This is a genomic window from Nesterenkonia pannonica (assembly GCF_019575955.1).
GTDB lineage: Bacteria > Actinomycetota > Actinomycetes > Actinomycetales > Micrococcaceae > Nesterenkonia > Nesterenkonia pannonica.
The window spans coordinates 132286-145120 of record NZ_CP080575.1 but is presented as its reverse complement, the minus strand read 5'-3'; the positions used below and the strand labels follow the sequence as shown (position 1 = coordinate 145120).

Sequence of the window (12835 nt, the reverse complement as noted above, 5' to 3'; positions counted from 1 at the left end):
CGGACCTCGCCGCGCTGGAGAAGGCCCTGGTGGCCTCGGGAACCACGCTCACCACCGTGGCGATGCGACGCTTCAGCCCGGAGAGCCGGACCAGCGTCTTCAGCCTGCTGGAGCGCCTGGGCATCGACGTGCTCCCCAACACAGCGGGGTGCTACACGGTCAAGGACACCGTGCTCACCGCAGAGCTCGCCCGCGAGGCGCTGGAGACCAGCCTGATCAAGGTGGAAGTCATCGCCGACGAGCACACCCTGCTGCCCGACGTCGTCGAGACCCTGGAAGCCACCGAGCAGCTCGCGGACAGGATTCACCCCTGGTGTACACGATCGACGACCCGGCCACCGCGCTCCGCCTCGAATCCATGGCGCGGCCGCTGTGATGCCCCTGGGCTCACCCATCGGAACCGGCCTGGGCATCCTGAACCCCCACAACCTGCAGCTCATCACGTCCCGGGCTTCGGTCCCGGTCATCCTCGACAGCCGGCATCGGCGCCGCGAGCGAGGCCGCACTGGCCATGGAGCTGGGCTGCTCGGCGGTGCTCGTCGCCTCCGCGGTGACCCGAGCGCAGCAGCCGGAGACCATGGCCCACGCCGTGCGCCTGGCCGTCGAAGTAAGCAGCCTCTCAGCGCGAGCGGGCCGCATCCCCAAGCGCGAGCATGCGCTCGCGAGCTCCCCGATGGAAGGCATCATCAACCCTGTGGAGGACCTCACGTGAGCGACCTCAGCCAATTCTCCCGATCCCAGGCCGAACGGTTCCAGCGGCACTTCGCCCTGCAGGGCTTCGGCATCGAGGCGCAGGCCAAGCTGCTCGGCGCGCGGGTGGTCGTCATCGGAGCCGGAGGCCTCGGCGCCCCGATACTCACCTACCTGGCAGCCATGGCGTGGGAACCATCGATGTGATCGACCACGACGAGGTCGACCGGTCCAACCTGCACCGTCAGGTCATCCACTCGGAGGCGACGCTTGGCCAGCCCAAGACGGCCTCCGCAGCGGCGGCGATGCGCGGCCTGCACCCGGAGATCGTCATCCATGAGCACCGGGAGCCGCTCACCGCGCAGAACGCCCTCGAGCTGATCGGCCCCGCCGATGCGGTGGTCGACGGCTCCGACAACTTTGCCACTCGGTACGTGGCCGCCGACGCATGCGAGATTGCGGGCAAGCCGCTCATCTCCGGCTCGATCCTGCGCTTCCAGGGCCAAGTGAGCATGTTCTGGTCCCAGCCGGACTTCCCCGACGGGCCGGACGCCCAGCGCTGGTAAGTAGCTCTCGGGGCCCCGGCTACCGCGACCTCTACCCCGAGGCCCCGACGCCGGCGAGGTTCCCACCTGCGCCGAAGCGGGCGTCCTCGGCGTGCTGCCGGGAGTGATCGGCACGCTCATGGCCACAGAGACGGTCAAGCTCCTCATGCGGCATCGGGCAGAGCCTTCTGGGCCGCGTCATCACCTACGACGCCCTGACCTCGTCGTTCCGGGAGCTGACCCTCAACCCAGACCCCCAGCGAGAGCCGGTCACGACCATCGGAGCCGACGTCACGGGCATCGGCGGCGGCCCTGCACAGGCGTCCGAGGCGCCCGAGCCCGCGCCGGCTGAGGCCGAGACGTCTGGGCAGACGCACTCCTCGGCGGATGCTGAGCCCGAGGACCTGGACTTCAACCCATTCACCGGCGAGCCCAAGCGCGACGATGAGCTCACGCCCCGTCAGCTGCGCGAAGCCATCGCCGCCGGGGCTGTCGGAGGCCTGGTCGATGTGCGCGAGCCCCACGAGTGGGCCGGGGAACCATCGAGGGTGCGGTGCGCATGCCGCTCGGGGATCTGGCCCGCAGCGGCAGCGTGCCCGGCGCCGAGGACGCGGAGGCGGATCGTCCGGTGGTGCTCTACTGCGCCCACGGGGTCCGGTCCAGGCAGGCAGTCGACTGGTTCAGGCAGCAGAATCCCGATCTCCCGCTGGCCAATCTGATGGGCGGCTATGAGCTCTACCGCCAGGCTCAGTGAACGTTTCGGTAGTGTAGAGGGGTGAGAAGCTACCTGGCAGTCATAGGCGAGTGCCTGGTGGATGTCGTCCACACCGAGACGTCCCCACCCATGGCCCATGTGGGCGGCAGCCCCTGAACGTGGCCGTGGGACTGGCGCGGCTGGACCACCCAGTGGTCTTCGCAGGCCGCCGCGGCAATGACGACTACGGACGGATGATCGCCCGCTCCCTGCGGTCAGCAGGGATCACCAGCCTGCTGGGACCTGACTCTCGCGCCACCTCCGTCGCCGCCGCGACCTGGATCCCACCGGACAGCCCAGCTACGAGTTCGAACTCGACTGGACGCTGCCGGACCCGGCCCAGCTCGAGGAGAGGTTCAGCGCTCAGCCGGGCCGCCGCGCGCACCTGCACACCGGCTCGATCGCGTCCATGCTCGAGCCCGGCGCCTCGACGGTGAAGGCGGTGCTCCAGGCGGCGCGCGGCACGGCGACCGTCTCGTATGACCCCAACTACCGGCCCACGATCATTCCGAACCGGGAGCAGGCTCGGCGTCAGGCCGAGGAGTTCATCGCTCTCTCCGATGTGGTGCAGGCATCCGTCGACGACCTGGAGCAGCTCTACCCGGAGCGGACGCACGTGGAGACGATGCACGCCTGGCTGGACCTGGGGCCCTCCTGATCACTGTGACCCGCGGCGGGTCCGGGGCCACGGCCCTGGCGGCGAGCGGCTCCGCCGAGCAGCCCGTCTTCGGCGTAGAGGTCGCAGACACCGTCGGCGCCGCGACTCCTTCATGGCTGCGACCCTGTCCAGCCTGTCCGAGCGCGGCCTGCTCGGCGCAGAGAATCGCGCGGCGCTGCGCAGCATCACCCTGGAGGAGATGCAGGACGTGCTGAGAGTGTCCGCACAAGCGGCTGCCCTGACCTCCTCCCGGTTCGGCGCGCAGCCGCCGAGCGCCGCCGAGCTGGCCGCTGCGCTGGAGACGACCCAGCCTTGAGCGCAGAGCCTGCGCGCGTTGGGCGCCGGGATGGGGCCCGCAAGCATCTGCGCAGATCCGTGCCGTATCTGCTGAACTCAGGGAGCGGGCCTCTGGCAGGCTGGCCCCTGGCCCTCGCCCATCGTGGCGGGAGCCCGGCCCGGAGAACACGGAGCTGGCCCTTCGGCGGGCTGTGGAGCTGGGCTTCCGGTACATCGAGATCGATCTGAGGACCACCGCCGACGGTGTGCTCGTCCTCTTCCATGACGCCGTGCTGGACCGCGCCACCGGCAGCACCGGCACCATCAGCAGCATGACCTGGGACGAATTGGCCCAGGTGACGGTGCAGGGCAGCGACGGCACGGAGTGCTCCTGCTGCGCTTCGAGGATGCGCTGCAGCTGTTTCCGGACACCCACTTCAACGTGGACCTGAAGGAGGACGCAGCCGTCGAGCCCTTCTGCGCCGCAGTCGAGAGATTCGGCGCCCACGACCGTGTCCTCGCCGCCAGCTTCGACCATGCACGACGCCGTCGGACGCGCCGTCTCATGGGGCCTAGGATCGCCAGCTCCGCCGACCGGCGGCTCGCCTGGCTCCTGGTGCTGCTGGGCCCCTTCGGCAGAGCCGCGCGGCTCTTCCGGGGAGTGCGCGAGATCGACTGCGTTCAGGTGCCTGCCCGGCACCGCAGGCTGCGAGTGGTCCGCCCGGCGTTCGTCCGGCGCTGCCACCGAGCAGGGCTGCAGGTCCATGTGGACGATCAACGACCCGGACGAGATGAACCGTCTGCTCGACATGGGCGTCGACGGTCTCGTGACGGACAACGTGGAGGCGCTGGCTGAGGTGATGCGCGCCCGCGGGCACTGGCCTCAGAGCGCGGTAAGCGCATCCGAGGCCTGAGCCTCTGCCGACGCTTCTCGGAGGTCCGGCCCAGCCTCCGCACCTAGGCTGGGCACATGGTTGAGATGCTGTCGGCCGCGCCCCTCTTCCCCTGGTGGGCCCGCTGGCTCGCTTTGGTGGCCGGGGCGCTGTTCGTCGCCGCGATGATGATCTTCGTGCAGACGAAGCACGGTTCGTAAGCGAGAGCCGCAGGATGGTTCGTGCTGGTGGCCGCTGTGCCGGTGCTGGGACCCATCATCTACTTCACCGCGATGACGGTGCGCCATCGAGCCGCCCACCCCGGGAAGCCGGTGCGCGGGCGCTCGAGACCATGGCCCCCGAAGAGGTGGCAGAGGCGCAGAGGCGTGAGGGAAGCAGGGCGGGTAAACAGCGTCTCCTGAGGCGTCTCATCCCACAGTCTGAGGCCAGGGGCCCCGCCCGCTCCTAGACTTATGGGGTGACCGTTCACCCCGTTCATCAGACGCGCCCGCCGGTGCACGTGCGGCTGGGCCGGTTCCTCGAGAGCAGACCCTGGGTGGGTTCGCTGCTGCTCGCCTCCCCTGCTTCTGCTCGCTCTGGTGACGTGGGGACGGAACCGCCCGGAGTTCGGGATGCTGGGAGCCGACGTCAGCTGGCCGCTGATGCTCGTCCTCGACCTGATCGCCATCGGCGCTCTGGTCATCAGCCGCATCCGGCCGGGCACGGCGCTCGCAGCGGCAGGCACAGCCTGCACGCTTCAGATCCTGCTGCTGCAGGGACCGGGCTGGGCCTCCTTGGCCGTGCCCGCGGTGGTCTACGCCTGCGCCAAATACGGGTCACGCCGCATCTCGCTGCTCAGTCTCTGGTGGGGCTTGCTGGGGCACTCCTCGCGGGAGCGTTCCTGGTCGGCTCATACGTGGTGCTGTGGTCCCGCGATGAGTTCGGGCCCGTGGTGCAGGAACCAGGGGCCTCGGCACGGCAATGCCCTTCGTCGTGATGATCGGGACCCTGCTCACGGGCTTCTGCGCCTCCGTCGTCGTGGGCGCATGGACCCTCGGCGACCTGGGCGGACGACGACGCCGCGAGCAGGCGGCGACCAATGAGAAGAACCGCCTGCTGGAGGTCGAGCGGGAGCAGGAGGCCCGGCTGGCCGCAGATGCGGAGCGGATGCGCATCGCCCGCGAGATGCACGACGTCGTCTCCCACTCCATGTCGGTCATGATCGCCCAGTCGGACGGCGGCAGATACGTGCTCCGCAACGATGCCGAGCAGGCCGAACAGGCCTTCGAAGCCATCGGGCGCACCGGCCGGGAGGCGCTGAGCGAGCTGCGGAGCATGCTCGGGGTCCTCCGAGAAGGCTCCGAGGACCTCCAGCGCAGACCGGCACCAAGCCTCGATCAGCTTCCGCAGCTGCTCGACGACATCCGCGCCTCAGGGCTGGAGGTCCGCGTGATGTCCGCGCCCGAGCACCTTCCCATCCTCAGCGAAGGCGCGGGACTGGCCGTCTACCGGATCATCCAGGAGGCGCTGACCAACACGCTCAAGCACGGCGGTTCCGACGCCGCAGCGGAGCTGCGCGTAACCGTCGAGCACACCGCCTCCGAGGCCACGCCTGAGCTGGTCGTCGACGTCCGGGACGACGGAGCGGGCGCCGATGCGCCCTCGGACGGGTCCGGCTCAGGCATACTCGGCATGTCCGAACGGGCCCGTCTCTACGGAGGCGTGCTGAACGCGTCCGCCGAGCAGGGCGGCTACCGGCTCACCGCCCGCTTCCCGCTGCGCAAAGTGGTGGCGGGCGGATCCCAGCCTGCCCCGAAGAGAGGTGCCTGAGCATGAGCATCACTGTCTACCTCGCCGACGATCAGGCTCTCCTGAGAGCAGGGTTCGCGATGGTCATCAACTCCCAGCCGGACCTCGAGGTGGTGGGACAGGGGCCGACGGCGCCGAGGCGCTCGCCGCCGCACGCGCTCAGCATCCCGATGTGGTGCTCATGGACATTCGCATGCCGACGATGGACGGCCTCGAGGCGACCCAGCAGATAGCCGCCGACCCGACCCTGGCCTCGACCAGGGTGATCGTGCTGACCACCTTCGACACCGATGAGTACGCCCTGCAGGCGCTCCGAGTAGCGCTGCCGCTTCCTGCTCAAGGACGTCCAGCCCGAGACCCTCCTGGACTCCATCCGCACCGTGATGCGCGGCGGGGCGGTCGTCGCCCCGAGCACCACCCGACGCCTGCTGGATGCCACGCTTCTCGCCCGCGGGGCACCCCGGACTGCCGATGCCCAGCAGCAGAGGAAGCTCGATCAGCTCACGGCGCGGGAGCGCCAGATGCTGGAGGAGATGGCCACAGGGGACTCCAACACCGAGATTGCCGAGCGGCTGTTCGTCTCCGAGGCCACCGTGAAGACCCACGTGGGTCAGGTGCTCGCCAAGCTCGGCGTGCGAGACCGGGTGCAGGCCGTCGTCTTCGCCTACGAATCCGGGGTTGTTCGGTCCTAGCCGCCTCATCCTGCAGGGAGGCCCAGTTCAGACCGTGGCCTGATGTGTGCCCTGCAGCCGCTTCCTAGGGTTGGACCATGACCACTTCAACGATTCAGCGGACGAGCGTCCAGTAAGCCCTCGCCGCATCCCATCTCACCAAGACCTACGGCACCGGTGACACGGCCGTGCGGCCGCTGAACGACCTCTCCGTTCAGGTGCTTAAGCCGCGACGTTCACGGCCATCATGGGTCCCTCGGGATCAGGAAAGTCCACGCTGATGCACGTCCTTGCGGGCCTCGACACCGCAGAGTCCGGCACAGTGCAGCTGGCCACCGATGCCGGGCTGGTGGAGCTGATGCAGCTGGATGAGCGGCGCCTCACCAGGGTTCGCCGCGAGCACGTCGGCTTCATCTTCCAAGCGTTCAACCTGGTGCCTGCGATGACGGCACGGGAGAACATCCTCCTGCCGAGCACTCTGGGCGGGCCCGCTCCTGAGAAGGGCGCCTTGGAGCGGATCGCCGAAGAGCTGGGCTTGGCGGACCGTCTGGGCCACCGGCCGCACGAGCTCTCAGGGGGCAGCAGCAGCGGGTGGCGGTGGCCCGGGCGCTGGTCTCCCGGCCTGCGGTGATCTTCGCGGACGAGCCGACGGGCAACCTGGACTCCACCGCCAGCGCTGAGGTGCTGCGGCTGCTGCGCTCCGCGGTGGACCAATACCAGCAGACAGTCGTGATGGTCACCCACGACGCCTCGGCGGCCGCTGAGGCTGACCGCGTCGTCATCCTCAGCGACGGCCGGGTGGTCGACGTGGTCGAGCGCCCCAGCGCTGAGGCGCTGGCGGCACGGATGCTGGAGGTCCGATCATGAGCATCCTGCGCGCGAATATCCGCACCTCAGGCAGCAGGCTGATCGCAGCTAAGCATCACCGTGGCGATCTCCACAGCGTTCATCGTCGCGGGGCTGCTGCTGGTGGGCAGCTTCAACGCCAGCGTCGCGGAGGAGGCCGAGGCCGAGGCGGCCGGAGCCGATCTCATCATCAGGACGGACTCGCTGATCGACGGGCAGGACCCCGACGCCTGGGACGACTATGAGCAGGATTCCGAGCTCGAGCGGCACGCCGACGAGGACCTGATGGAGCAGGTGGAGGCTCTCGACAGCGTCGCGTCGGCGGAGCCGGTCCGCAGCGCCTTCCTCGAGACGAGTGCCGCCCGTGAGGCTGACGGCGTGCCCTTCGGGGTGTCGGCCTCGCAGCTGACCGACTCGATGGAGTTCGAGATGCTGGACGGGGAGGCTCCCTCTGCCGACGATGAGGCGATGGTCAGCGAGGTGGCGGCGGAGGCGTTCGGGATTTCGGTCGGCGACACGCTGACTGCCTCGCTCCAGGTCGCCGACGAGGAGTCGAACGGCGGTGGAGAGGCTGAGGGCCGGATTCTGGAGACGGACTATGAGGTGGTCGGCATCGCTGACCTTCCCGGGTCGCCGCGGAGCCTTCTCACTGAGGGGGCATGGAGAGGCTGCCGTACAACCCCACGCCTTCGGAGATCAGGGTTGTGCTCCCTGATGGCCAGAATGCCGCGTCGGATCAGGAAGCTGTCAAGGAGCAGGTTCAGGAGCTGACGTCGCTGCCGGTGATGACCCAGCAGGAAGTGGTCGATGAGTGGGTCGAGCAGCAGACCGGAAGTGCGGATGTCCTGATCTGGATCACTCTGGGCTTCGGCGCCGTGGCGGTCTTCGTCTCCATCCTTGTCATCACCAACACGTTCAGCGTGCTCGTCGCCATGCGTCAGCGCACGATGGCTCTGCTCCGTGCCGTGGGTGCGGATGCGGCCCAGCTGCGCCGGGCGACCATCGCCGAGGAGCCGTCCTGGGAGCGGCGTCGGCCGTCGGCGGCGTCCTGCTCGGGTGGGGCGGCGCAACGGCCTTCGTCGTGGTCGCCAACGCCACGGCCGATGCGGGGCTGCCCCTCGTCGGACTCGATGTCCGCGCCGCTGCCGTGGGGCTGGTGGTAGGCGTGGGGATGACGACGTTCGCCTCCGTCTGGTAAGCCGTTCGTGCGGGCCGAGTGTCCCCGATGGCCGCGCTGGCGCCCGTGGGGCTCGCGGCTTCGGCTCCCAGATTCCCCACGGTTCGGCTCCTCGCGGGCATTCTCATGGCGGCCGCCGGTCTGGTGATGGTGCTGTGGGCCGGGCTGAGCACCGGGGAGGAGATCGACGGGACTCTGGGTAAGCGACTGTTCCGGTCCTGGGGCTGCCGATGGTGGTGGTGGGCGTGCTGGGGGCGATGACGATGTTCCTTGGAGTACTCCTCCTGGCGCGCCTCGTCATTCCGCCGCTGGTCGGCTGGCTGGGAGCAGTGCTCTCGCATGTGCCGGGGTTGGGCATGGTGGCACGCCTGGTAAGCGAGAATGCGCGGCAGGTTCCCGGACGCACGGCCGCGACGGCCTCAGCGCTGCTGATCGGCGTGACCCTGGTGTCAACCTTCACCATCGGTGCGGCCACCGCGGAACGGCTCCTCTACGACGAACTGGACGAGTCCTTCCCGGTGGATGGGATCGCTGTCGGGCTCTCGGAAGCCGATCAGGAGCTGCTTGCGGAGGACAGCAGGGTTGAGAGCACCGCAGAGCTGGGCATTGCTGAAGGCACACTCACCGGTGCGGACCAACAGGAGAGTGAGCTCGTCACGGTGCTGGTGGCCGACCCGCAGTCACATGCGGACATGGTGCGTCACTCGGACTTCTTCCCGGAACCTGGTGAGATCAGCATGAGTGCCGACACGGTCGGGCAGATGGGGGTGGGCTCCTCGCTGACCCTTGAGGCTGAGGGCAGCCGATTACCGTGACCGGCCGTGAGGACTTCGGCCTGCCCCAGGGAACGGCGCTGATCTCGGCGCAGCAAGGTTCGGAGACCTGGGCCGCGCTGGATCCCGCCACGGATGGAACAGCCCTGATCGTACGACTTCAGGACGGCCTGTCGATGGGGCAGATCGCAAACCTGGCGGGGCAGCTGGAGTCTGAGGAGGTCATCTTCGACGGCGCCCTCTCCCATGCCTCGATGGTCGGCTTCGTCGACATTCTGCTGGGCATCGTTCTCAGGCTGCTCGGCGCTGCCATCGTGGTGGCCGTCATCGGGGTCTCCAACACGCTCTCGCTCTCGGTCCTTGAGCGCCGTCGGGAGGGGCGCTGCTCCGGGCGGTGGGGATGTCCCGCCGGGCCGTGGCGCGAACCATCAGCGTGGAGGCGATTCTGATGGCGGCGGCGGCGCTCATCGTGGGCTCCGCTCTGGGTGCGCTGTTCGGCTGGGCAGGCGTCGCGTCAGTGGCGCCCCGGCCGGACTGGGTCGTGACGCTGGAGATTCCGTGGCTGCGCATGGGCGCGGTGTGGCTGGCAGCTTTGGCGGCCGCTCTGCTCGCGGCGTGGCTGCCCGCCCGCCGGATGTCGAAGGTCCGTCCTGCGCAGGGACTGGCAGCCTGAGCCCTTGCGGACGGTTCAAAGTGCGCTTACTGCACGATTCATACGATGCGTCGAGCATCCTTTCAGCAAGTGTGCAGTTAGGCAGGGTTGCGTGGGGTCATGGCGTTCACACCAGTGTTCGTTACAGCGGACCTTTAGATCCAAATATGTAAGGAGTGATCGCAATGGGCGGTGGAATCTACATCGGTGGCGGTATTCTGACCATCATTCTCGTCATCATCCTGATCGTCGTGCTCCTCTGAGCACTCAGCACTGATCAGCACACGAAGAGGGCCCGCCGGTACCGGCGGGCCCCTCTTGCGCTCTGTGGAAACGCTGATGAGTGCGGGCTATCCGTCCGCCTCCGCGAGCGCCTCCACGTCGGCCAGCTGCGCGTGGGGCGTGCCCACGGGCGGTTCGCCGTTGAGGCGCAGGCCTGTCTCGATGTCGAACAGGTGCACCGCGTCGGGTTGGGGCTTGAGCCGGACGGTCTCTCCTTGGCGGGAGGCCTGCGGCCGTTGACTCGCACGATCACGGGCTGGAAGGTGCTGATCCCCTGCGGGTTGCCGTAGATGTAGGCGTCTGCGCCGAGCTCCTCGACGACGTCCACCACCATGGGTATGCCCGACCCATCCTCAGAGAGGGCCATATCCTCAGGCCGCACGCCGAGGATGATCTCGTCAGTGTTGGCCTTGGTGAGCGAGCTGCCCGGAATGGGCAGCCGATCTTCGCCCAGGCTGACGCTGCTGCCGTCGTGAGTGGTCTTGAACAGGCTCATCGCGGGGAGCCGATGAAGCGGCGACGAACACGTTGGCGGGCTCATCGTAGAGGTTGCGGGGCGAGTCGACCTGCTGCAGGACGCCGTCCTTGAGGACGCACACCCGGTCGCCCATCGTCATGGCCTCCACCTGGTCGTGGGTGACGTAGACCGTGGTGGTCTTGAGGTCACGCGTCAGGGCGGCGATCTGCGTACGGGTCTGGACGCGCAGCTTGGCGTCCAGGTTGGAGAGCGGCTCGTCCATCAGGAACACCTTGGGGAGCGGACGATGGCCCGCCCCATGGCTACTCGCTGCCTCTGGCCTCCGGAGAGCGCTTTGGGCTTGCGGTCCAGGTAGGGGACGAGGTCCAGGATCTCGGCGGCCTTGTGCACGCGCTCGGCGCGCTCCTCCTGGACACGCCCGCGATCTTCAGGGCGAAGCCCATGTTCTCCGAGACGGACATGTGGGGGTAGAGGGCGTAGTTCTGGAAGACCATGGCGATGTCGCGGTCCTTGGGGACACGTGCGAGACGTCCTCCCCGCCGATGAGGATTCGGCCTTCGCTGATCTCTTCGAGGTAGGCGAGCATGCGCAGCGCGGTCGACTTGCCGCAGCCGGAGGGCCCGACGAGGACGAGGAACTCGCCGTCGGCGATCTCAGGTCCAGCTGGTTGATGGCGGGGCGCGCGCCGGGCGTATAGACGCGGCTCGCGAGGTCATAGGTCACGGAGGCCATTGCTTCCCTTTCACGGGCAGGTACGTGCCCGACGATCCGTAGTGAAGGTGAACTGTCCGGGCCGATCGTCCATGACCATCGTGCCCTGACATGTGAATCACACCACATTTTGGGCGATTAAGTCCATCCGTGGTGCAGAAGTCCTCAGGCCCGGTGCGGGTTCGGCGAGGCAGAGAAAGGGGACCCCGTCCGCAGGCGGGGTCCCCTGTGAGGCTGTGGCTGGAGCGTCAGTCCTGCATCTCGGTGCCCTCTTCCTCGGCGTCGAAGCCGAGGTCGTCGTCCTCGTCGGCGCCGAGGTGTCCGGGGCCCTCTCGCTGCTCGGCGTATTCGATCATGAAGTCGGAGCAGAGCTCCTCGATCTCAGCCTGGCTCACGTGCGGGTCGTGCGCGGCGCCGCTTCCCCACGTGACGGGGCAGTGGTCCAGGTGGGCAAGGCTTGACTCCTCGTCGAAGCCGTCGAGCTCCATGGCGTAGGCGCGGTACTCCTCCAGGGCGCCGTCCTTGACGGTCGCTCCGATCTCCTGCTCCTCGCCGTCCACGCTGATGGTGGTCTGCTGGTTGGAGCCGGGTGCGGCCTCGATGGACTCGACGATGTACTCCTCGTCGTGCTCCAGGTTGGCCAGCTCTCCGGGGCCAAGTCGAACGTGAAGGCGTCGCCTGCGGCTTCGATCTCGATGGAGACATCGTCACCGGTTCGGTTGTTCACCGCGCCGAGGAGGCGTGCATCGCCGCCCTGCTCGTTGGCCACGAACATGATGTGGCGGAACTGAACCTCTCCGATGTCGGCCCGCACGCCGTCGGAGCCGGAGTACTGGTGGGTGGTGGCCATGTAGTTGCTGGCGCTGCAGCCAGCGGTGCTGATGACCGCTGCGGCAGCGACGAAGCCCATGGCTGCGCGGCGCAGGCGACCAGTGCCCGTAGCGGAAGGAGCGGGTTTCACAGGTGCGTCTCTCCTTGTAAGAGGTGCGTGTTCGGCGTCCTTTCCAGGGTACTTCATTCGCCGCGCCTTCTACGCTTTGTAGAAGAAAGATTGCGGCGCGAACCTTATGCTGAGTACCAATGATCCCCGGCTATGACACGCCGTACTGCCCGTCGGCGTGCTAAAGTTGGGTCCGGGAAAGGGAATAAATACATGAATTTCGAAGTCGGCGAGACAGTTGTATACCCGCACCACGGTGCAGCCACCATTGAAGAGGTCGAGATGCGGACCTTCAAGGGCGAGGAGAAGACCTACCTCACCCTTCGCGTATCGGAAGGCGATCTGACCATCAAGGTCCCCGCGGACAACGTAGACCTCGTCGGGGTCCGGGATGTTGTGGACCAGGAGGGCCTGGACAAGGTCTTCGGCCTCCTTCAGGCCGAGCACACCGAGGAGCCTACGAACTGGTCCCGGCGGTACAAGGCCAATGTGGAGAAGCTGGCCTCAGGGTCGATCCACAAGCTCGCCGAGGTCGTGCGTGACCTGTGGCGCCGCGAGAACGACCGCGGACTCTCCGCAGGCGAGAAGCGGATGCTGTCGCAGGCACGCCGCATCCTGGTGTCTGAGCTGCGCCTGGCCAGGGACCTGGAGGAGGAGCCGAGAAGCTGCTGGACGACGTCCTCGCCAACAAGGCCTGAGAC

Annotated in this window: 20 protein-coding genes and 5 pseudogenes; 21 read left to right on the top strand and 4 right to left on the bottom strand. The window is 67.9% G+C overall.

Translation table 11 applies throughout. The features are described 5' to 3' along the window. Window positions 1-29 precede the first annotated feature (29 nt). The 4 genes from K0H76_RS01100 to K0H76_RS01085 are packed head-to-tail and all read left to right on the top strand — an operon-like array spanning window position 30 to window position 1256. On the top strand, window positions 30-554 hold the full coding sequence (locus K0H76_RS01100) for a hypothetical protein (RefSeq protein ID WP_258934152.1): 525 nt from the start codon (window positions 30-32) through the stop codon (window positions 552-554). Further along, window positions 512-712, top strand: coding sequence for a hypothetical protein (locus tag K0H76_RS01095; RefSeq protein WP_258934151.1), 201 nt, complete (start codon window positions 512-514; stop codon window positions 710-712). Before K0H76_RS01100 ends, K0H76_RS01095 begins: the two co-directional genes overlap by 43 nt. Next, window positions 709-897 carry a ThiF family adenylyltransferase gene (locus K0H76_RS01090; RefSeq protein ID WP_258934150.1) on the top strand — a complete coding sequence of 63 codons (189 nt, stop codon included), beginning with the start codon at window positions 709-711 and terminating at the stop codon, window positions 895-897. Before K0H76_RS01095 ends, K0H76_RS01090 begins: the two co-directional genes overlap by 4 nt. Continuing rightward, on the top strand, window positions 879-1256 hold the full coding sequence (locus tag K0H76_RS01085) for a ThiF family adenylyltransferase (protein ID WP_258934149.1): 378 nt from the start codon (window positions 879-881) through the stop codon (window positions 1254-1256). Before K0H76_RS01090 ends, K0H76_RS01085 begins: the two co-directional genes overlap by 19 nt. Window positions 1257-1399: 143 nt before the next feature. Here the strand turns inward: K0H76_RS01085 and K0H76_RS01080 are convergent, their stop codons facing one another. Further along, on the bottom strand, window positions 1400-1759 hold the full coding sequence (locus K0H76_RS01080) for a hypothetical protein (RefSeq protein ID WP_258934148.1): 360 nt from the start codon (window positions 1757-1759) through the stop codon (window positions 1400-1402). A gap of 2 nt (window positions 1760-1761) precedes the next feature. On the opposite strand from K0H76_RS01080, the gene K0H76_RS01075 reads away from it, so the two are divergent. The 16 genes and pseudogenes from K0H76_RS01075 to K0H76_RS01000 all read left to right on the top strand — a co-directional run bounded on the left by K0H76_RS01075 (window position 1762) and on the right by K0H76_RS01000 (window position 9744). Next, window positions 1762-1989 carry a rhodanese-like domain-containing protein gene (locus K0H76_RS01075; RefSeq protein WP_258934147.1) on the top strand — a complete coding sequence of 76 codons (228 nt, stop codon included), beginning with the start codon at window positions 1762-1764 and terminating at the stop codon, window positions 1987-1989. Window positions 1990-2079: 90 nt separating this feature from the next. Beyond that, window positions 2080-2963, top strand: a pseudogene (locus K0H76_RS01070) (carbohydrate kinase). A 172-nt stretch (window positions 2964-3135) separates the two neighbouring features. Further along, window positions 3136-3375, top strand: coding sequence for a hypothetical protein (locus K0H76_RS01065; protein ID WP_258934146.1), 240 nt, complete (start codon window positions 3136-3138; stop codon window positions 3373-3375). Between the two features lie 60 nt (window positions 3376-3435). Further along, window positions 3436-3837, top strand: coding sequence for a hypothetical protein (locus K0H76_RS01060; RefSeq protein WP_258934145.1), 402 nt, complete (start codon window positions 3436-3438; stop codon window positions 3835-3837). Window positions 3838-3893: 56 nt separating this feature from the next. After that, window positions 3894-4016 carry a hypothetical protein gene (locus tag K0H76_RS01055; protein ID WP_258934144.1) on the top strand — a complete coding sequence of 41 codons (123 nt, stop codon included), beginning with the start codon at window positions 3894-3896 and terminating at the stop codon, window positions 4014-4016. 27 nt (window positions 4017-4043) lie between these two features. Further along, window positions 4044-4217, top strand: coding sequence for a hypothetical protein (locus tag K0H76_RS01050; protein ID WP_258934143.1), 174 nt, complete (start codon window positions 4044-4046; stop codon window positions 4215-4217). A gap of 177 nt (window positions 4218-4394) precedes the next feature. Continuing rightward, window positions 4395-4898, top strand: a complete 504-nt coding sequence (locus K0H76_RS01045; protein WP_258934142.1) for a hypothetical protein — start codon at window positions 4395-4397, stop codon at window positions 4896-4898. After that, entirely contained in the window at window positions 4792-5625 is an 834-nt protein-coding gene (locus K0H76_RS01040; protein WP_258934141.1) for a sensor histidine kinase, read from the top strand. Before K0H76_RS01045 ends, K0H76_RS01040 begins: the two co-directional genes overlap by 107 nt. Before the next feature lie 2 nt (window positions 5626-5627). After that, a pseudogene (locus K0H76_RS01035) lies at window positions 5628-6296 on the top strand (response regulator transcription factor). A gap of 167 nt (window positions 6297-6463) precedes the next feature. Further along, window positions 6464-7142 (top strand): annotated as a pseudogene (locus tag K0H76_RS01030) (ABC transporter ATP-binding protein). Window positions 7143-7202: 60 nt separating this feature from the next. After that, window positions 7203-7892: a hypothetical protein gene (locus K0H76_RS01025; protein WP_258934140.1), complete on the top strand. Its 690-nt coding sequence runs from the start codon at window positions 7203-7205 to the stop codon at window positions 7890-7892. A 14-nt stretch (window positions 7893-7906) separates the two neighbouring features. Beyond that, window positions 7907-8284 carry a hypothetical protein gene (locus K0H76_RS01020; RefSeq protein ID WP_258934139.1) on the top strand — a complete coding sequence of 126 codons (378 nt, stop codon included), beginning with the start codon at window positions 7907-7909 and terminating at the stop codon, window positions 8282-8284. A gap of 62 nt (window positions 8285-8346) precedes the next feature. Continuing rightward, on the top strand, window positions 8347-8559 hold the full coding sequence (locus K0H76_RS01015; RefSeq protein ID WP_258934138.1) for a hypothetical protein: 213 nt from the start codon (window positions 8347-8349) through the stop codon (window positions 8557-8559). After that, the gene (locus tag K0H76_RS01010; RefSeq protein ID WP_258934137.1) at window positions 8529-9113 is read left to right on the top strand and encodes a hypothetical protein; all 585 of its coding nucleotides are present in this window, start codon (window positions 8529-8531) and stop codon (window positions 9111-9113) included. The genes K0H76_RS01015 and K0H76_RS01010 overlap by 31 nt, the downstream gene beginning before the upstream one ends. Then, the gene (locus K0H76_RS01005) at window positions 9110-9520 is read left to right on the top strand and encodes an ABC transporter permease (RefSeq protein WP_258934136.1); all 411 of its coding nucleotides are present in this window, start codon (window positions 9110-9112) and stop codon (window positions 9518-9520) included. Before K0H76_RS01010 ends, K0H76_RS01005 begins: the two co-directional genes overlap by 4 nt. Next, entirely contained in the window at window positions 9472-9744 is a 273-nt protein-coding gene (locus tag K0H76_RS01000) for an FtsX-like permease family protein (RefSeq protein WP_258934135.1), read from the top strand. The genes K0H76_RS01005 and K0H76_RS01000 overlap by 49 nt, the downstream gene beginning before the upstream one ends. 329 nt (window positions 9745-10073) lie before the next feature. On the opposite strand, the pseudogene ugpC reads toward K0H76_RS01000, so the two are convergent. The 3 genes and pseudogenes from ugpC to K0H76_RS00985 form a co-directional block, all read right to left on the bottom strand. Then, window positions 10074-11215: pseudogene (ugpC, locus tag K0H76_RS00995) on the bottom strand (sn-glycerol-3-phosphate ABC transporter ATP-binding protein UgpC). 227 nt (window positions 11216-11442) lie between these two features. Beyond that, window positions 11443-11589, bottom strand: a complete 147-nt coding sequence (locus K0H76_RS00990; protein ID WP_258934134.1) for a hypothetical protein — start codon at window positions 11587-11589, stop codon at window positions 11443-11445. Further along, window positions 11586-12155 carry a hypothetical protein gene (locus tag K0H76_RS00985; protein WP_258934133.1) on the bottom strand — a complete coding sequence of 190 codons (570 nt, stop codon included), beginning with the start codon at window positions 12153-12155 and terminating at the stop codon, window positions 11586-11588. Before K0H76_RS00985 ends, K0H76_RS00990 begins: the two co-directional genes overlap by 4 nt. Window positions 12156-12347: 192 nt before the next feature. Between K0H76_RS00985 and K0H76_RS00980 the strand changes: the two are divergent. After that, window positions 12348-12832, top strand: a pseudogene (locus K0H76_RS00980) (CarD family transcriptional regulator). Window positions 12833-12835: the final 3 nt, after the last annotated feature.